This window comes from Candidatus Devosia phytovorans (genome assembly GCA_029202405.1).
Taxonomy (GTDB): Bacteria; Pseudomonadota; Alphaproteobacteria; order Rhizobiales; family Devosiaceae; genus Devosia; species Devosia phytovorans.
Map to the genome: position 1 here is coordinate 3,502,952 of CP119312.1, position 19,046 is coordinate 3,521,997.

Genomic DNA, 19,046 nt, shown 5'->3' on the forward strand with positions numbered 1-19,046 from the left:
GCCTCGCAATTCGGAACCGTCGCGGCAACCCCGCCGGAGGCCTTGTTCGGTCAAGCTTCCGCCAGTGCGGAATTCCCGGCTCCGGCGGAACGCAAACTCTGGTGTAGCAAGTGCCGACGACTAAGATCAGCGATCGATGTTCGATGACCCTATCGATCGGCGCGGAACTCGGCGGCTCGGCGACCTGAAAGGGCGACCACTCGGTCGCCCGCCGTCTATTCGCAGGTGGACGGAGGAATCATGTTTTCGAAGCGCGCGGATGAGCGTGGCGTCGCCAAGGGCGACGTACTGCTGCAGAAGAACCGTTAGGTCAGGCCTCCCGGCTGTACGGGGTGGAAACCACATGGTCCGCTGGTGATGCGCAAGGCATTAGAAGCGGACCTTTCTGGCATAGCTGCAATTAGACTTGAACAGCTCCGCCATCGACGAAGAGTTCGACGCCTGCGATGAAGGATGCCTGACCACTCAGCAGGAACACGACTGCGGCAGCGACCTCTTCGGGTCGCCCCATCCGACCCAGTGGGATTTGTGACGCAATCGCAGCACGCCCCTCGTCCGGCAGGGCGGCGAACATCTCCGTGTTTGTCGGGCCCGGGCTGACCACATTGACGCGAATACCTCGCGGCGCCAGTTCCGCGGTCCAGGTCCGCGCGTAGGACCGGAGGGCCGCTTTCGTGGCACCATATGTGCCGAAACTGGGCGCGCCGGAAACCCCGGAAACAGAGCCTATCAGCACGACGGAACTGCCCGGTACAAGCAGCGGCAAAGCTGCCTGAAGGCCGAATACCGGCCCCCGCACATTGACCGCTACCTGGCGATCGAAGCCAGCTTCGGTCTGGTTGCCGATTGCGGTGGGTTCGGCCGTGCCGGCATTGAACACCAGCGCGTCGATGCGCGCATGCACGTCCTGCACCAGGGCAATGACCTTCGCCAGGTCGTCAGGATTGCCGGCGTCTGCGACCACACCTCGCGATTTGGGCCCAAGACGGGCGACGGCCTGATCCACCTGATCCTGATCACGGCCCGTCAGAACCACTGTGGCCCCTTCGCCAGCCAGGCGCTCCGCGACCGCAAATCCAATCCCCCGGGTCCCCCCGATAATCACGGCAATCTTGTCCATCATCACATGACGCTCCTTCAGCGAACTCTTGATGGACGCCTAGATATACGCAATAAATCTGGTATCAAGAACGCACCATGAGTAGCGTAGATATGGCTGACTATACCGACTGGCCGTCCGGCACCTATTGCACCACGCCGAACCTGGCACTGGCCCGCCCGGCGCTGGAAAAGATCGCTGACAAATGGACGATCCTGATCCTCACCGTGATCAGTGCCGGTCCCAAGCGGTTCAATGAGATCAAGCGCAGCCTGGAAGGGATAACCCACAAGGCCTTGTCCGACGCCCTCAAGCGGCTCGAGCGTAATGGCCTCGTGACCCGGACGGTGCTACCGACCAAGCCAATTGGCGTCGAATACGCCATCACGCCATTGGGCCTGTCATTGGGACCGCCATTTCAGGCACTTTTCCGTTGGTCACTGGAAGCCAGCGAGCAAATGCGGGCGGCCAGCGTGCTGTATGACGCAGTCGAAGCGTCGCGCTAGCTCGGAACGAGGTCGTCACGCATTTCTGTGCAGACCCCATATCTGCATGATCGACGTCACCGCTTGGTCAAGCCTGTCGGCGTCCACATCGTCACGTGCTTCGAGCGCGATCCCCATAAGAAACGTATGGAACACACCCGCGAGGACTTGGGCATTTGTCTGTTGCGACAGTTCCCCACTATCTATGGCGCGCTGGATGCAGATCACGATGCCGTTGCGGTTTCGTGCTCGGTCAGCGGCAAGCAGATCATCCACATGCCGATTTTCGGGCGTGCAGTTGCTGGCCCCAAGCACCATCAGGCATCCTTGTGGATGGGCCCTGTCGGTTTGCATTTTGGCGGATCGTCTTAGTGCATGCTCGATAGCGTCACGCGGCGGAAAGCTCTCGTCGTGAAGGCTTGCTGTAACTTGGCCGTAGGTGGCCTGATAGCGCAAGACGACCTCATCGAAGAGAGCTTCCTTCGAGCCAAACGCTGCGTAAAAGCTTGCCGGTGAGATGTCCCCCATGGCGCTCTTCAATTGCGTCAGCGAAGTGGGCTCATAGCCCTGCAACCAAAAGAGCGTCATCGCCGCGTCCAACGCCTGCTCTCGATCAAACGCCCTGGGACGTCCCGTTCTTGCCATGCAATCCTCCGCGGCTGTTCTGTACTAACTGATCCATAAGTTATTGCCAAGCCAGTAGCGCTTCGATATGTGGACCGCTCGATCCATATATAGGTGAGTGCTTTCATGACTTCAAACCGAACCCCAAGTAACACCGAGCGATTGCCCCTTTCGGGCCTGCTCGCGCTGGCCATGACCGGCTTTATCTGCATTCTTACCGAGACGCTTCCTGCTGGTCTGCTGCCACAAATCAGTGACGGCCTGGGCGTGTCGCCATCGCTCGCCGGCCAGACGGTGACCGTTTACGCTCTTGGATCCTTATTGGCAGCAATTCCACTGACGATCGCCACCAGCGGCTGGCGGAGGCGGACAGTGGTGCTATTCACCATCGTTGGATTCTTGATCTTCAATTCCGTGACGGCGCTATCGTCAAACTATGCGGTGACGCTGGTGGCCCGCTTCTTCGCCGGGGTTGCGGCCGGGCTCGCCTGGAGTCTTCTGGCTGGCTATGCCCGTCGAATGGTCCCCCGACATCAGCAGGGCAAGGCCATGGCGATCGCGATGCTCGGAACGCCGCTCGCCCTGTCGCTGGGCGTGCCGATGGGAACATGGCTCGGAAACATTGTCGGCTGGCGCACCGCCTTCTGGATCATGTCGCTGCTGACATTGGTGCTTATCGGTTGGGTATTGGCAAAGGTGCCGGACTACCCTGGCCAGAAAAAGGGAGAGCGTATTCCCCTGCTGCGGGTGTTTTTGACACCCGGTGTGCGCTCGGTCCTGGCCGTAGTGGTCGCGTGGATGCTCGCCCACAACATTCTCTACACCTATATTGCCCCCTTTGTTCAATCTGCCGGTCTTGAGGAGCGGGTCGACCTCGTTCTCCTGGTCTTCGGACTGGCTGCGCTCATCGGCATTTGGATCGCCGCCAGGCTGGTCGATCGCTTCCTGCGGGTGACCGTGCTGATCAGCGTCGCTGCCTTCGGGCTGGTATCCCTCGTTTTCGGTATCGCCGCGACGTCGCCGATGGCAATCTATGGCGGCGTTGCGATCTGGGGGCTTACCTTTGGTGGAGCGGCAACGCTTCTGCAGACGGCGCTCGCCGATACGGCAGGTGATGGTGCCGACGTTGCGCTGTCCATGAACGTTGTCGCCTGGAACGGCGCAATTGCCGGCGGTGGTATCGTGGGCGGCCTCCTGTTGGATGCCTATGGCCCGACTGCGTTTCCTTGGGCCCTGACTGTTCTGTTGATCATTGGTCTGGTCATCGTATGGTCTGCCAGGGCACGTGGATTTACCCCAGGGAAGCGTCTGTCAAACGTGGCAGTTGCGGGACACTGATGTTTGCCTGAATGACGGCATCCGGCCCACCCGCTCTGGCTAGGCCGGATGCCGAAGCCGCTGAAGGTCAACGAAATGGGGCGGCTGCTTCTGGGTATTTCTATTGCTATCTGGAACGACCGAAACAGGGTCGGAAGCGGACAGTCTACTTCTCGGTCAGTGCCAGGCCACGGGAGTTCACGACGCCCTGCGCTTCGATTACCAATGTCGGCAACCGATGCCCCGATTGAAAAGGCCCTTGCCGATGAACGACTTCATTCCTCTCGACAGGCAGTTCCTGCGTTGGCAAGAGGAAGAACAGATTGACCTGGAACTTGCAGGCTACCTCGAGGGTAGTTCGAGTACGCTGGACTGGACTGCCCTACTTGAACGACGACGCGTGGTGATCCTCGCGGAGGCGGGTAGCGGAAAGTCGACGGAACTCCGGGAGCGGTTCAAGGTCATGAACTCGACCGGAAAGACCGCTTTCCTCACGACGCTGCAGAAGATCGGGCAGAGGGGAGGTGTGGAATCGGCGTTGGGCGCGTCGGAGTGGCGTCGTTTCCTAGACTGGCAGTCTTCCGGTGGACCGTGCTGGCTCTTTCTCGATTCCGTCGACGAGGCGAAGCGCGCCGACTTCGAGCTGGTCGACATACTGACTGACGTGGCCGACGCCATCGACGGGTTTTCCGCGCGGGTACACATCATCCTCACGGGCCGCGTCAGCGACTGGCAGTTCAAACGCGACATGGCGACCCTCCTAGAGCGGATCCCCATTCCGCCAACAGACACGACTATCGAGACGATCGACCTAGACAAGGCGCTGGTGGACGCCATGCGGAAACAGCGACGCGAGAGCAACGTCGAGCCCCCGGAAACGCCCTTGGTGGTGGTCCTGGCCGCGCTGGATCGCGGAAGGGTGGAAAGGTTTGCTCGCGCTCAAGGCATCCTGGACGTCGACCGGATGTTCAAGGAGCTGGAACGCCGCAACCTATGGACCTTCGCACGTCGTCCGACCGATCTCGATTGGTTGGCCGGATACTGGCGCGCCCACGGCCGCTTCGGTTCCCTACAGGATATGTTGGATGTCTCTATCACCGAACGGCTCAAGGAGACGAACGCGTCCAGATCACGTTCGGATACACTCGACGCGTCACGGGCCCGCAGGGCCATCGAGCGCGTCGGGGCGGCACTCGTCCTTCAGAAGCTCGATACCGTTGTGGTGCCTGACACGTCCTCCGAAGCCAGACGGGACATCGAGTTCCTGGATCTGAAGGCAATCCTGCCCGACCTGTCCCCGGGTGACCAGGTGGCGCTGGGCAACAGGGCGATCTTCGATCCGGCGACGCCTGGCTTCGTCCGCCTTCACGCCGATAACCAAGGGCAGGTCCGCGGCTTCCTCACGGCGCGATGGCTGACGCGGTTGCGGCATGAAGGGAACCTGCCTGTATCGCGATTTTTCGAGCTCCTGCTCGCCGACACTTACGGCGTAAGCCTTGTCATCCCGTCCATGAGATCGACCGCGGCATGGATGGCGCTATGGCACCCAGAAGTAGCGCAGGAAGTCATCAAGCGAGATCCCCGGCTACTGATGGACGCCGGCGATCCGTCCAGCCTAGGTTTGGAAACGAGGGTCCGCGCTCTCGACGGCGTCCTCCAAGACGCGGTGGAGGACGAGCATTTCGCGATCCCGGATCACGACGCGTTGCAGCGGTTTGCCTTGCCTGACCTCGAAGGCTACGTGCGGGAACGGTGGGCTTCACTGAAGGGCTCGCCGGGTGCCCGGACCCTGTTGCTGCTGCTGATCCACCTGGGCAAGTTCACAAGCTGCGCCGACATTGCCGAGGAGGCGGTACGCGGGGGTTATCGGGATCGGTACACGCCGATCTTCGGTGGCCGCGCCTTGCTGTCTTCGGGGTCTAGCGAACAGCTGCGCGCCTACGTCCGATATCTCGTCGAACACCCCGCCGGCGTGCATCCGAGCATGGTTTGGGATGCACTCGACGAACTATATCCCCGGCTGGTGGCAGCCGGGGACCTTATATCTCTGCTCGCCTCGGCGCATCTACGTCAGGACGACACGGTCCTGGACCTCAGCTATTACGGCCCGCGTCTCGCCGCTCGCATCCCCGATCGATTGTCTGCAGAGACTGTCGTCGACGGGCTGCTCGGTGCGCTGGCGGTCAAGTTCGATCCCTATCAAGTCAGTACCGACCGGTCCGACGACAAGTTGCTGGAGGCCTTGGAGGTCGCTGCGGCCCGCTATGCCGCACTGGTCGGTGACGCGGAACTTCCGAACCCTATCGTCGATGTCGCCGTTCGGCTGGGTGAAAGCCGACGCGCGCGCAGGCGTCTCGACACCGGGGACGACGCGTTGGATCTGGCGATGCAGATCAACGCTACAGCCGGGCGCAGGCGACTGGCATTGTGGCGATGCTTCGAGCGGTTCATCGAGTCGGGAGAGGCCGCGCCGGTCCATCCCTGGCAGCTCCAGATCACCGGTATGGGACTTAGTATCCGGGCGGATGACCTCGACTGGTTGATCGACGACATACAGCGGCGTCCGGATGAGGACGGCATCAAACTCGCCACGAACGGGGCGATGCGGATATGGCGTGACGAAGGCAGCAATCTGGAGGTGCTGGAGCGGATCCGAGCAGCAGCCTCGGCGCCGGCGGCAAAGGAAACCGTCGATGAATGGCTCGCTGCGCCTCGCCCCGATGCCACCGAACTCGAACGACAGGCCAAACGGGCGGACCGGATCCGGCGAGACGCCGCCGAGCAGCTCGAAGTCGATCGGAGTTGGCTTAAGTTTCGCGATGGCCTGCGGGAAGACCCAGGCAAACTGCTAAGGTTTGTCGAACCCGCGGACGGCAAGGTCGACGCGACGCTTTACCATATGTGGCTCGCCCTCAGCCGCATCGCCGGAAGCAATACCCGGCGCGCCATCGCGGACGTTTCCCCGCTTCGTCCGCTTTTCGGCGATCAGGTTATCGCCAACTTCCAGACTGCCATGATCCGGTACTGGCGGTTGTTGAGCAGTACGCTGCCTTCCGAGCGTCCGCCCGAAAAGCGCGGGGTTACTTACACCTACGACATGATGGGCATAGCCTGCGTGACTTTCGAGGCGGCAAGCGATCCGCTCTGGGCGACCAAGCTGGGCGAGGCGGAAGCCGAATTGGCGATCCGCTTCGCTACCTGGGAGCTCAACGGTTTTCCCAAGTGGTTGGACGATCTGGCAAAGGCACACCCGACCGTCGTCAGGGATGTGCTGTGGGGCTATCTCGCATCTGACCTGGAGGGTGACGTGGACCCCGGTGTCCGTACGAGCCTACGCGATGTGGCAGGCGCCGGGGGTAAGGTGGTGGAATTGCTGGCACCGAAGATGCTCGAGTGGATCGAGGAGCATCCGGAAACCTCCGGCGACGCCTTGGAGAAAGCAGTCCACCTCGTAGCGGCGGATCGCACCTCGCGGGTCGCATCTGTCCCCTTGGCGACGGCGCGGGCATTGTCGGAAAAGAACCGGCATAAGCGAGGCGCCTATTTCAGGCTGCTATACTCTCACGACGGTGCAGTCGCCACCGACATCCTGATGCAGGCCCTAGAGGCGATGCCGAAGCGGGACCAGATCCGGCTCGTGCAGGCGGTGCTCCCCCGCTCGTTCAGTTCCGATCTGCGACTTGATACACGCCCGGCGACAACCGTCTCTACGGCCAGCCTCGAGCAGCTCGTACTGCTGGCCTTCGAGCACGTACATCCGCTCGAAGACAATGACCGGCCGAACTTCGAGACCTACACGCCTGACGATCGGGATCACGCCGAGAATGCCCGTGGCGCGCTGTTCAACGCCTTGGTCAACACGCCTGGGCATGCCACATATGCTGCTATCCAACGCTTTCTTCGGATACCCGACTTTCCGGTCTGGGAACGCAGGTTGAAGGAGGCGGCCTTCGGTCGCGCGGCTGCGGACTCCGAACGACCTGCACTCCGGTCCGTGGACGTTCTTACCTTCGAGAAGAGCCAGGAGCTGGTACCCGCGACTTCCGAGGACCTCCAACGCGTCGGGCTGGCGCGTCTCGCGGACATCGCCCACCAGCTCGAACACGGGGATTTCAACCAGGGCATGACCGTGGCCCGCCTGCCGAACGAGGTCGATGTGCAAAACTGGTTTGCCGACCGGCTGGCGTCTCTTCAGGGGCAGAGCTATTCGCTGGAACGCGAACCGCATGTCGCCGAGGAGAAAGAGCCCGACATACGCCTCGGCTCCCTGAGGGACCCGGGCGCGAAATCGCCGATCGAGATCAAGGTTGCCAGTAGCTGGTCGATCACCGAACTCGAGGAGGCCCTGACCGTGCAACTGCAGGGCCGTTATCTACGGGACAAGGACAACCGGTATGGAATCCTCCTCGTGGTTCACAACACCGTTCGCGCGAGGGGCTGGGAGCTGGACGGGTCCTATGCCGGGTTCGCCGAGGTGATGTCGCAGCTGGAGGGCATCGCCAACGAGATCTCCACGAGGGACGCGCTGGCGCCGCAGATGGTTCCGTTCGGAATTGACCTGTCCAGCTTTGCGCAGAAATTACTGGACGAAGCCGAGGCGCCGGAGCGCCGCTCCCGTAGCAAAAAAGGGAAGTAGGGGTGGGGCTTTGTCCGCGGGGCTAGTGGAAATTCCGGGTTTGGAGCCGGATGTGTCGATATGCAGGTCGTGGATGTATATATTGCGCTGCTTGAAATCGGGCGGCTCTTCTTAGCAAAAGCCCAGAGATCTGGGCTTTTGCTTGTTTACATGGAAAGTTGATCTGCTCGAACGGAGCAATGTTTGACCAGTAGACAGAGGCCGATCTGACTTGCAGCCACAATTCTCTCAGCACAAGACAGTGTTTGCGCCGTAGCGCATGTCCGCTTTGCCGTTGCAGCGCCCCTGCGCGAAGGGTGTCCCGTCGTAAATGCACGGGCGTTGCTGATCTCGCCCCCTGCTCCCGAGGTGTCCAACACAGGCAGCTGTCGATTTCGGCCAGACACTTCAGTAATTTCGGCGACCGCCTCGCTACTCCTGCTCGACTGCACTGGGCTCGGCCGTCTCTGCGGAATCCTGTGGGCGAAAGAAGCCCTGCAGATCCCATAACGCGAAGTATCTGTCCGACAGGGTCGCGATGTCGATGCCCAGGTCCTTCAGTGTCAGTAGGAGGAGGAGACCGGTAGCGGCCCGGACCTCGGCATAGAACTTGCGCGCCTCATCCGCCGTCATCGACGGAGCGGAGTGGAACACCTTTCCTCGTCGGTTCTGGATGCGCTTCGCCAAAAGCCTCGGAAATGCGAAATTCGATCGGTTGACATCGTCTATGGCCCGCTCGATCAACGTCGCCAACCCCGGAGCTTTTTGCTCGACGACTTTGACGTGTTTTCTGGAGAACTCCGCAAGGTTCTTGTTTGGCGAGGCTTCGATCCAGTCGAAGAACTCTTGTCTCAGGTCCAGATACGATTGTTCGTCGCCCGTCTTGTATCGGTTAAGCAGGTATTCCTCCAGAACAGGCATGACCATGGAAAACCTGTCGTTCAAGTTATTGGAAAAGAAGCGGCTGAACTCGACCGCATGGACCCTCGTGACGAGACTTAACCGGTCGCTCATAAAGCGACTTAGGACAGCTTTCAGATTGCCGCCGCCTAGGCCACGGACGTGAAGCGGCCTGAAGTGGTCGGGCAGCTCCTGCGCGGTCCAATTCCACCCTGCCAGGTCGATGGTCGCCGTATTGTCGGCGACTGATATCTGGAATGTCGGCGGTTTCCTGCGGAAACCGATCAGAAAACCGAACAGGACTTCCAGTTCGCCCGCCACCTCGATGACATGGTCCAGGTTCGCGGGCGTCCCGAACTTCATGAGGAACGAGCTTGCCGTCCGGACAGACGCCGACGACCCGCGGGAACTGACCTCCGCGCCCAATGCCACCTCCACGGTCTCGCCGGTCGACAGCGACACGCTCTCCCGGAGCGTATCGAGGATCTCCATCGAGGGCTTTCTCACCTCGAGGTCGTAATCTTTCTTGAATGCGGCAGTCCCGTACCAAGCTGCGAAGGACGGCGAGTCGAACGAGAGGCGATCGATGACCCCGTCCGTGGAATCAGGAAACTGCAGGCCTGTCACTAAAGCTTGGAACTCGCCCGAGACGATCGTCCTGGCATATAGGCCGGAGCCGATCGATCCCGGATCGGTTCGCGCAAGGAACGGTCGGACCAACGTGCATTGGCGCTGGTGGTCGAGCAAGCCGACCACGGTGGACGCGTCTGTGAAAGGATCGCCGTTGTACACGCCGGCAAATTCGGAATGACGGACCGCCTCGAATTTCCAAGCGCCCTTGGGAAGGCCTGAATTTTCGATCTTTCCGACCCAAGCTTCCGGCGCTTCACCGTCCGGGTCGTCCGCCTTTACCGGAACATAGATCCACATGTCGCGATCTCCTGGTCGAATACCCTCGTTATCCACCGGCATCGTCAGGCGGTCCATAGGGCAAGCGGCGCCCAGTTGAGGTTGCATAGCCTAACCGGGGGAATATCGATGTATGCGAAAGACCCGATGTATTGGCTGAACCGTCTGCTTTCGCTGCGGAGAACAAGGCCGATACCGACAAACATCTGATGATTTAGCAGTGCTATTCCGGGCTGGCGGTAGATGGCTGCAGCGGTAACGACGGATGCCTATGGAGACCCAATCTCTTGTGTCGATGGCCCCAGAACAGCTTCGCGTAAAGTGGCGTGATCTCGCAGAGAGCGTCTTGCTGCATCAATGAGCGGAGTTGTGAGGCCGGCCACCGCCGCTTTCAAATCGTCGTCGATCTCGTCGTAGGGGAAGAGGTCTTTGGCCGTTTCCCAGAAAATCTGCTCTGACTTTGCACGGACCGCCTTCTCGATCCTCGAGTCCATCATGTCGCGGAATTGAGGGATCTGTTCCAAGTCGATTTCTGCGCCCATTGCCGTGCTCCTGAGTATGATTTTCCCATATGCTCCTTCCACCGCCATTCCCAATCGAAGGTAGCATCCCAGAAGTTCGGGTGCATTCGGATGGTCGTAGATTAATCGCAGCGCCTTGGAGATGATGTCGTCTCGATCACCGTTGCGACAGATGATCGAAAGGGCCGCATCGCCCGCGTCCCAGTTCTCGGCAGCATCCAACGGAAGATCCAGCGTACCGATCGACCTATACCGCACTCGGACACTACCGCGACTGAAGGTAATAAGTTCGCCGAACGGCTCTTCGCCCTTGCCCTTGGCTTGGTGCGCGGACCTCCCGACATGGATAAGTGCTTGTCGGAGGGAAAAACGGTTGTACTTCGCATCTTGCGATGTCAGAGCGGACAGGATGGCGCCACCATAGTCGAGCATTCGTAAAGACATTCTCGCATCGTGGGATCGCTGGTACTCCAAATGCAGTATCTCCTCCCCGCTCTCTCTGAGCATGTCCACGTTCCTCTTCGTTATTTTCGAAACGTCCGTGTCCAGTTTTTCGTCGCCGACCATTGCTATCATTCGGAGAAACGATCGCCCTCCGGCGGCAAAAATGTTCCTCAAGGAAATATCGTAACTCGGCGTCAGTTCGGGCTTGATCATTAGAAGGGCGCCTCGAAGAAAGTAACAAGCAGGGAATTAACGCCGGGAAGTTCGGGATACGGCCGGCCATTCTATCTAAGGTATCATCTTGAACGACTGGCAACCTGTTGATCGTGCAAGCTTCTAAAAGTTTCGGCGATGTGGGATGGCATGACGTCGCCGATGGCGAAGCGATGTGAATATTCAAGGAAAGAATATGCATCCACCGATGGTGCTCCCAAGAAGTGAAACCCATGGTCGTTTCAACCGGATCGATGGTGTCGCCAATGGGGAGACCCACAGAAAATCGCCAAGCGATCGCTATTAAAAATGCTTGTGCGATCAAGATGACACGCTGATTGCGTCCAGATTGAAGCCTACACACTGGCGGAAAGAGACGCCGATACAGCCACAAGGCACCGTGTCCGAGCAACCCGCAATTAAATAATTGCGAGACCTGTAACACTTGAAGCGCTACGAGTGCATGAGGGGGCGATAACAGCTGTAACGTTATGGCTACGATAACGTTACGCAAAACACTACTGATGTGTGCTGAAGCGAATTCTTTCTCGACGCGAAAAATCTGCGTGGAATCGCCCTAGCGAAGTATTACACATTTTAGCAGCCATGCAAGCATTTCTCATCACAAGTTCCATCTTACGTGAACTCATGCTCGATCAGACAGCGCAGTGGCTTGCCACGTGTGCAGCGGACGTTCCTAAATATATGCCACATGCGAGCAAGAGCAACATGGTGGTCCTTGCTTCCGTCTGATCCCAATGGATCCACCTACAGGCGAGATGAAGGCCCTGGTGCGCAGCGAATCCAGCGGAGATATTCGGTCCAGCTATGTAGCAGCAGAGGTTGGGCTTACTCGAGGCCGCTCTTGGCCGCAGCGAGCGTGATAACCTGTTAATGTCGCCACCCTGGACCGAGGACCTCGGTTGATGTCGCCGGGCGGAGCTAACCACTGCCTGTTCAGAAGTTCTCCTGTTTGGCGAGATTGCCGTGTGGAACCTGGAACGTGGCCGGTCGAAATGTCGATATGACAGCCTAGAAATCTCGCCATAGATTTCAGTGGCTTGCGTTGAAAAAGTTGGACTTTTCTTACGTATACCGATGGGGGTGGATCTACATAGCTCCACCCCCATCGGTCATCATGAGGCGTGTTCAGCGCAAGCCTATGACGCACAAAGGCAATTTCAATCCAGATATTGCGCAGCTTCGGGCCTTGGGAGTGCCAAACCTACGTTTAAGGCGCTTCGCAAGTGGTCGCCAAAGGGGGTACTTCAGTCCAACTTTTCGCCGGTGTCGGCATGAGAAAGGCGGAGCGCGCTTCCAAATCGAAGCGAACATCGGTAATCCTGCGACTGCTCAACAGCGAGGACAGGATGGCGCAGGCCTCTTTAAGATTGAGGGCGGCGCGGCTGGCGGCAGGGTATGTTGTCAGCAAGGACGCCGCGGCTGCCGTCGGCGTTTCCCTCCCGGCGTACCGCTCCTCCGAAGGGACCAGGCTCACCGAGAACGTGCTGCATCGCGCCGCGAACACTTTCGGTGTTACACCTCGTTATCTCGCGACCGGCGAAATCGATAACGAACTCGACCGGCTTGCCGACAGACTGCACGCGGTCATCGTCGCTGCTGCCCACGGAGTGGATCAGGGAGAGGCCGCACTGCGTCTGAGAGAGATGCGTTTCGCGGCCGGCTTCGGCACAATGCTTGAGGCTTGCGACAAGTTCGGGTGGCCTAATACCACCTATTCTAATCATGAAAGCGGCTATTCGACCATTCCGCTCGACAGGTTGATCGGATACGCGCTCAGTCTGGGCGGCAGACCGGAGTATCTCGTATCCGGACAATTGCCGGTACTCGACGAGAACACGACATCATGGGTAAACCTGCGAAATTCGGACGCCCTGCCGGAAGACAAGGCCACCTTGGGTTGGTACTGGCTTCGGTCGACCGCCCCCGGTCTTCCGATCTTAGTCTTCAAAAACGGTGTCGTTCTTGTGTCCGAAGACAGGCTGCAGCTGCCTGCGGAGATGTTGCGCGACAGCAAACGGGGAACCGGCGACAACCGCTACGTCTATCTGCCGCCGACGTCCGACGGGACCATGTACATCGTCAACGCCACCGAGGTCGGCGGGAAGCTGCTCTACGTCGACGAGAACGACGGCAGCGCCAGTATTCGGCAGGGACCGGGCGACACAACTCCGAAAGATCCGATAAGGAAGAGGACCGGGGGAGAGTTCTATCTTGGCGGGCTCGTCCGCCGTCTGAGGCTCGTGGATGACGGCGACTCGTAAACTCTCTCTTCCATATCTGTACGAGATGTCGAGGAGGAAACCGGGTGGACGTCTGGAGTTCTCGTTCGGTATGCTCGCTTCGCCGTTCGAGGTGCGTTCCGTCGGTTCAGAATACGCCCCCGTCGTCGCCTCCTGCGATGTCTTTCAAAGACACTTTCAGTTGCGCGCGTACGAAGGCGTTCTTTATCGACCCGCGATCCTCGCCCATCCTGATCCGGCTCCGTTAGTCGATATGGAACGGGCGACGGCCGACGAGATCTGTTCCGACCCAACGCAACTGGACGATCCCGAAGAAGCGACGGAATGGTTCGACCACCCTGGATATATCGTCAGAACATGCCGCGCTCGCGAGGACCCATGGCGAAAGGCGCCAAGTCGGCAGTATTGGCGGGGCCACTCCGACATCGTGCTGGACAACGATGACGTCCGGCGAGAGCAGGTCCAAAAGGGTTTGGACAGCTGTCTCGTCATAGACGACATGCTGTGGCGCCCGACGAGCGCACCCGGAAAGGCTGTTTTCGTTTACGACAAGCTGGTCGTCGTGGAGGACTGGCTGCCCGGTCTGACTCACCTGTTCCAGTCCCCAGTCTTTTTCGATAGGCACGAAAGCGATGCCGCCGAGCATCTGATCGATCGATTGTCCGTCCGTGCCGAGATCGTCTGGATCAAGCAGGTCGAAAGGAAACCCCTCGCGTTTCACGGGGAGTCTTACTGGACCGGATACTATGCAGACATGGCGATGGTCCGATCAACCGCGAGGGCGCTGGCTGGCCTCGGAAAGCCCGTCGCCGCTTTCGGCAGCGGTGTCGCGGCGGCGTACTGGCGATTGACCACGTTTCCCGCCTATGGGCGACCCGATGACGCCGCCGATTTGCTTCGCTTCGTGCAGCCGGATCTGACCGGCTGCGGACATAACGATATCGTAGGCATAGGGGCTTCGATCGCGAAACGGTTCAGATCGCTGGAAGCCGCAGGGTAGACTGAAGATTGGGCTCATCCGTGGACGCCGTTGTCGAGCCAGGAGCCAGTCGTCCACTATCTTTTCGACGGTTTGCGCGAAGACGGCACCTACAACCGGCAGATCGATTCACTCATGGTGCACGCGCAGGAGCGTGACGGCCGGTCCATCTTCAGCACGTACGAGGTTATCGCGGTTCCCCCAGATCGAAAATCCTGCCGTCTGCTGGACCGGCGTGAGGATGCCGACCTGGACGGCCCGCTGGCCGAGTTGTTCGTGAAGCCGCCCAGTCTCACGCCGAACTAGTCATACGATCTCCTAGGGCTATTTTACGGTACGGCACACCTTGCCTGCACCTGTTCACGGCCAGGGGGGCCAAACCATCCGCTGTTTCCGGCCACGGTCCAAATACCGTGACCGGAAATGCAAGAGCTAAATCTGATCGTCGACGGCATCCGGCGCCACCTCCTGTTGCGCCGGCAAGGCGAGTGTCCCGCCGCTTTCGTCGTGGACCAGCGTTCCGGCCTCGATCAGCTTCTCCACGGCGGTCTCCAATCGCTTGCGAGGCGCATCGGCTAGACCCTCCACCGTCTGCGCGATGTGCTCCCGAACGATCTCGCCGTGTTCGGCGATATGGTCGCGCAAAAGCTTTCCGACCGCCTCGACCGTCGTCGTCCGCAAGGGGCCGTCCCGACCGAATACCAGCGCACCCTCGGAAGTCGCGTCTGGCTTTTTCCGGGCGAGACTATCCGCCAGACCCTGCAGTATCTTCGCCTGGTCCGAAAGATCCGAGAAACGCTGACGGCTGACGGCAAGGTCAAGCTTGACCGCGTTCCCCGCCGCGATTTCGGCGGAAAGGCGTGTGGCGAGTTCGGCGCGCGCGGATTCGAGCTCGTCGATCCGCTTCTGCATCACGTCCGCGTCGGCGTAGGCCTCCGCCAACGCGGCACCCATCTCCTCGACACGAAGTTCGGACGACTTTTTCGCCTCTTCCACCTGCGCATCGGCCTCGGCCTTGAGAAACGACCACATCTTGGACGTCAGCCGTTCGCACTGCTCCCTCATGGCGTCGGGCACTTCGTGCCGCGGAGAGTTCCGCAGCACGAAGTCCGACCTCAGCCTCGCCACGACGTTGCTGATCTGGGTCATGGAGCCCGAACCGATCTTCGCCCGCACCTGGCGGACGGAGGGGATGGCGCCCGATGCGGCCAGTTCCTCGAAAGCGTCCTCGATCACGCTATCCAACATCACTTCTCTCCCGTACCGGTTTTCAACGCTGCGGCCTGCGCGACCCTGCGGGCGTGGTCGCCTTTCCGCCCCCTCCAGATAACGCTGGGGTCATACGGCATGGCGACGCGTTTCGGCTTGCCGCTTCGCATGAGCGCGCGATCGGAAAACCGCGGAACCGTCCCGACGTCCGCGATCGGTTCGATGCCCCGGGCACCGAGCAGAGCGTGCGTCAGGCGACCGGTGACACCCTTGTTGTCGAGGGCACGCATCAAAGTGGCGATGCGGGGATACTGACCGTACTCCGAAGGCATCTCGTTCCAGCGCGAACCGGTCCGGATCAGCCAAAGCAGACCGTTAATATGCCGCCTGTCGCCGACGTGGCCGCTGCAGAACAGCCTGGAGGAATCCTTGGCCAGTCCGGCCTCCACCAACCGGTCCCAGTCCGCGTCCGACACCTCGATCTCGCCGGATTCGGGATCGGCGGGACCATAGCGCAGGATGTCGTGCCGGCTCTCGACCAGTTTGACGCGCTGCGACTTGGTGGCATTGTGCTTGGGCCGGGTCCGCTCCTCGTCCATGGTCACGCCGAACTTGACCGCGAGCAGTCGGTACATTTCCCTGCCGGCGTGCGTCTTCCAGAACGCGCGCGCCTTGTCCTGCTGATGCTCGCTCAGGTTCATGTGTCGGAGGATCGTGTAGGTTTTCTCCCCCAGCACGACCGCGACCGCCATCCATCTCGCCACGGTGCCGTCGTCCTTGAACTGCTTGCGGTAGATGCCGTGAGGATCGAGCGGAGCGATATCGTCCGGCGTAAAGTCGAACTTGCTGTGGGCCAACATACGCTTGATCTCACGGTCGAGAATGTCCTTCCGTCCCAGCGCTTCCGTGACGATCTCGGAGCGGAAAATACGCGGCGCCGCCGGCTCCGTCCCACGCCAGAGCATCGCCGACGGGGTGATAAACACGTCGAACCGTCCGTCTTCCACCTCGACCAACTCGATCTTGTCGATCGCGTCGCGGACAAGCTCGAGCACCTGACGGCTGGCCTCGTCAACGGGCCGGAACGGAACCGTCCCCGAGGCCATCTCCAGAGCCGTTACGAAAGGCACGTCCCAGCCGTCGAGGAACGTCTCCAGATCGCCGACGTGCGGCAGCCCGTCGAGTTCGTCCTGCTTATCCGCCGCGAGCTGTCGCGAGGCCAGCAGTCTCGGCTTGAGCATGGCGAGAAGCTCGACGTCGCCGAACGCGGCCGACAACGTCGTCTCTTCTGCCCGGTTCAGTTCCAGAATCTGCTCGGCAAGCTCGTCGCGCCGAGATTTGATGGCCTCGAATTCGAGCTCGCGCTGGCGCCTGAAGTTGTCGCTGTACGCGGTCCTGGCTTCGGCTCCCACGGCATCGGCGATGGTCCGCCAGACCAGCGTCTCGATCTTGGGCTCGGAGAAGCGGACCTCACGGCAGACGTGCGCGGGATCGACATGCGGACATTTCATGTGGATAGCGCCATGCGATGTCTGAACGCGCAGGGACAAGTTACAATCGCGGCAACAGACCTTGCCCGAGGGAACGTAGGGATAGCTTTTCCTCTTCGAGTATCCGACGCCCCGCTTACCCCAGACGCTCTCGAAGACTTCGTCGGATACGATCCTGGCCCATTCGGTCTTGACCTCGAGCCTCGTGCGCAGGTTTTTCCCCGTGACGCCCGGAAGCTTTTCCCAATCGAAAATGGGAATGTGACAAACGGTGAGGCCGCGATGAATCTCACGCCGCAGGACCAGGTAAACCATCTCGGCAGTCCACTTGTGGACCTTACCTTCGAGTTTGCCCTTGCACGGCGTCGGGACCTTCTCGAGATTGAGTGTCCGCGCGATCTGGCTATAGCTCTGCTCGAGAACACGCCACTCGTACATCTTGGCGATCCACTGGGACTTTTCGCCGTCCGGATAGATCCTGCCCTCGATCTTGACATAGCCGAACGGTACCCGGCCCATCCATTTGCCGTCGAGCACCGCCAGTTGTCTGCCGTCGCGCATCGTTTTTTGGAGCTTGTGATACTCTTTCACGCTGTCGAGCTGGGACTGCGCCGCGGTGTCCGCATCCACATCGCCGATGTCTACATAGACGAGCCGGGCCTTGACCTCGCGCATCTCGACAGCGAGTTGGGCCACCGCTTCGTGGTCGCGTGCCCAGCGGCTCGTGTCCAGCGTGTAGACGGTGCTGTTGGGGTGGCGTGCGCATTCCGCCTTCAAATCGTCGAGAGCGGGACGATCAGAGATGGCGCCGGAGACACCGGCATCGATGAAGACCCGGTCCACGTCGATACCCTGCGTAGCGCAAAAGTTCATGGTCGGGTCGAGCTGACGCGCGACAGTATAGCCTTTGGCCTGCTCGGCCGTGGAATGGCGGACATAAACGAAGTTCTTGCCGACCGAGTCCGCCTCTGTACTGCCGCGCGGCACCACGGCAGCGGTGTAGGCCAGCTTGGAGGTCTTGCTGGAAGCGGCGTGCCGCGCAAGCCTTGGGTCGTTGAGCCAGTGCTGCTTCTGATTTTTCATGCGAAATCCTTTCGCCGTAAAGACGGCAACTGTCGTCGGGTGCAGGCATAGCTCCGCTACCCGTGCCCTCGAGGGACGGTTGAAGATCATGGGCGGCGCACCGCCCATGCGATCGGATCGGTGGGTGGACCCGGGCTAGCCGCGGGCCCTTGTCCGCAACGGGCGACCGGGAGGCTTCTGCCAATGCGGCGGCCGATAGCCGAGCCTGCGTGCAATTGCCCGGGCTTCCGGCTCCGCCATGGAGCCGGAGGGATAGACGTACTCTACCTCGGTCGCCCGAGCCGACCGGTTAAGGTCGACACGCTCGAGCGGCGCGGCCGACGAGACCAGGGCCCGGCGCTGAGCCGAGAAAACCGGTCGGGGGGCACGAGGCGGGATCGGCCAGTTGTTCTTCGGACCGTGCATTCCAATTCCTTTCGCCGTATGGACGGCAGCTATCGACGGGTGCGAGCGGTTTGACAGCACCCTTGTCCACGTGGACTTGAGATGGGCATGGGCGGGAGCGCCTATGCGTGCTTTATGGGGAGCGGACCGGCGCCTACGGGACGGCGCCGGTCCGGCGATGTCGGTATCGAGCCGAACGCAGATCGAGGGTCCGACGCGCAAGCCGTCGCGCATCGACGAACGCAGAGCGCCACAGCTCCAACGCCGTCTGATCCTCCCTGCAGGATGCCGGGGCGTCCTCTCTGATTTCCGTCTGATCAGACTTCATGTCTTGCCACCGCCTTCTTGCCGCCGGAGGAAATCAGTTGCCATGCCTGCTCGGCCGCCATTCGGTCGGATGCGCATCGCACAGGTGGAATCTTCGCGTTCCCCCAAGCCCGGTCAGGCAATCGACCCAGATTGCCTCGGGGAACGAAGCGGCTGGATTGTTTGGGATCGCCGAAGCGTCTT

12 protein-coding genes are annotated in these 19,046 nt (G+C 60.5%); 6 read left to right on the forward strand and 6 right to left on the reverse strand.

Annotation, left to right across the window (positions count from 1 at the left end):
• Positions 1-400: 400 nt before the first annotated feature.
• The gene (locus P0Y65_17065) at positions 401-1,123 is read right to left on the reverse strand and encodes an SDR family oxidoreductase (protein WEK03883.1); all 723 of its coding nucleotides are present in this window, start codon (positions 1,121-1,123) and stop codon (positions 401-403) included.
• An 89-nt stretch (positions 1,124-1,212) separates the two neighbouring features.
• On the opposite strand from P0Y65_17065, the gene P0Y65_17070 reads away from it, so the two are divergent.
• On the forward strand, positions 1,213-1,605 hold the full coding sequence (locus P0Y65_17070; protein ID WEK06827.1) for a helix-turn-helix domain-containing protein: 393 nt from the start codon (positions 1,213-1,215) through the stop codon (positions 1,603-1,605).
• 15 nt (positions 1,606-1,620) lie between these two features.
• Here the strand turns inward: P0Y65_17070 and P0Y65_17075 are convergent, their stop codons facing one another.
• Positions 1,621-2,229: a TetR/AcrR family transcriptional regulator gene (locus P0Y65_17075; GenBank protein ID WEK03884.1), complete on the reverse strand. Its 609-nt coding sequence runs from the start codon at positions 2,227-2,229 to the stop codon at positions 1,621-1,623.
• Between the two features lie 105 nt (positions 2,230-2,334).
• On the opposite strand from P0Y65_17075, the gene P0Y65_17080 reads away from it, so the two are divergent.
• Together P0Y65_17080 and P0Y65_17085 are read left to right on the forward strand one after the other, a co-directional pair.
• Complete coding sequence (locus P0Y65_17080) at positions 2,335-3,546, forward strand: MFS transporter (GenBank protein ID WEK03885.1); 1,212 nt, start codon at positions 2,335-2,337, stop codon at positions 3,544-3,546.
• Positions 3,547-3,790: 244 nt separating this feature from the next.
• Positions 3,791-8,161: a hypothetical protein gene (locus P0Y65_17085; GenBank protein ID WEK03886.1), complete on the forward strand. Its 4,371-nt coding sequence runs from the start codon at positions 3,791-3,793 to the stop codon at positions 8,159-8,161.
• Positions 8,162-8,572: 411 nt separating this feature from the next.
• On the opposite strand, the gene P0Y65_17090 is transcribed toward P0Y65_17085, so the two are convergent.
• Together P0Y65_17090 and P0Y65_17095 are read right to left on the reverse strand one after the other, a co-directional pair.
• Positions 8,573-9,970: a hypothetical protein gene (locus P0Y65_17090; protein ID WEK03887.1), complete on the reverse strand. Its 1,398-nt coding sequence runs from the start codon at positions 9,968-9,970 to the stop codon at positions 8,573-8,575.
• A 248-nt stretch (positions 9,971-10,218) separates the two neighbouring features.
• Entirely contained in the window at positions 10,219-11,127 is a 909-nt protein-coding gene (locus P0Y65_17095; protein WEK03888.1) for a hypothetical protein, read from the reverse strand.
• 1,295 nt (positions 11,128-12,422) lie between these two features.
• Here P0Y65_17095 and P0Y65_17100 point away from each other — a divergent pair.
• The 3 genes from P0Y65_17100 to P0Y65_17110 are packed head-to-tail and all read left to right on the forward strand — an operon-like array spanning position 12,423 to position 14,676.
• On the forward strand, positions 12,423-13,412 hold the full coding sequence (locus P0Y65_17100; GenBank protein WEK03889.1) for a helix-turn-helix transcriptional regulator: 990 nt from the start codon (positions 12,423-12,425) through the stop codon (positions 13,410-13,412).
• Positions 13,396-14,391, forward strand: a complete 996-nt coding sequence (locus tag P0Y65_17105) for a hypothetical protein (protein ID WEK03890.1) — start codon at positions 13,396-13,398, stop codon at positions 14,389-14,391. The genes P0Y65_17100 and P0Y65_17105 overlap by 17 nt, the downstream gene beginning before the upstream one ends.
• A gap of 30 nt (positions 14,392-14,421) precedes the next feature.
• Positions 14,422-14,676 (forward strand): hypothetical protein, encoded by a 255-nt coding sequence (locus P0Y65_17110; protein ID WEK03891.1) that lies wholly within the window; start codon positions 14,422-14,424, stop codon positions 14,674-14,676.
• A 126-nt stretch (positions 14,677-14,802) separates the two neighbouring features.
• On the opposite strand, the gene P0Y65_17115 is transcribed toward P0Y65_17110, so the two are convergent.
• Positions 14,803-15,618 (reverse strand): DNA-binding protein, encoded by an 816-nt coding sequence (locus P0Y65_17115; GenBank protein ID WEK03892.1) that lies wholly within the window; start codon positions 15,616-15,618, stop codon positions 14,803-14,805.
• Positions 15,618-18,152, reverse strand: a complete 2,535-nt coding sequence (locus P0Y65_17120; GenBank protein WEK03893.1) for a recombinase family protein — start codon at positions 18,150-18,152, stop codon at positions 15,618-15,620. The genes P0Y65_17115 and P0Y65_17120 overlap by 1 nt, the downstream gene beginning before the upstream one ends.
• Positions 18,153-19,046 lie beyond the last annotated feature (894 nt).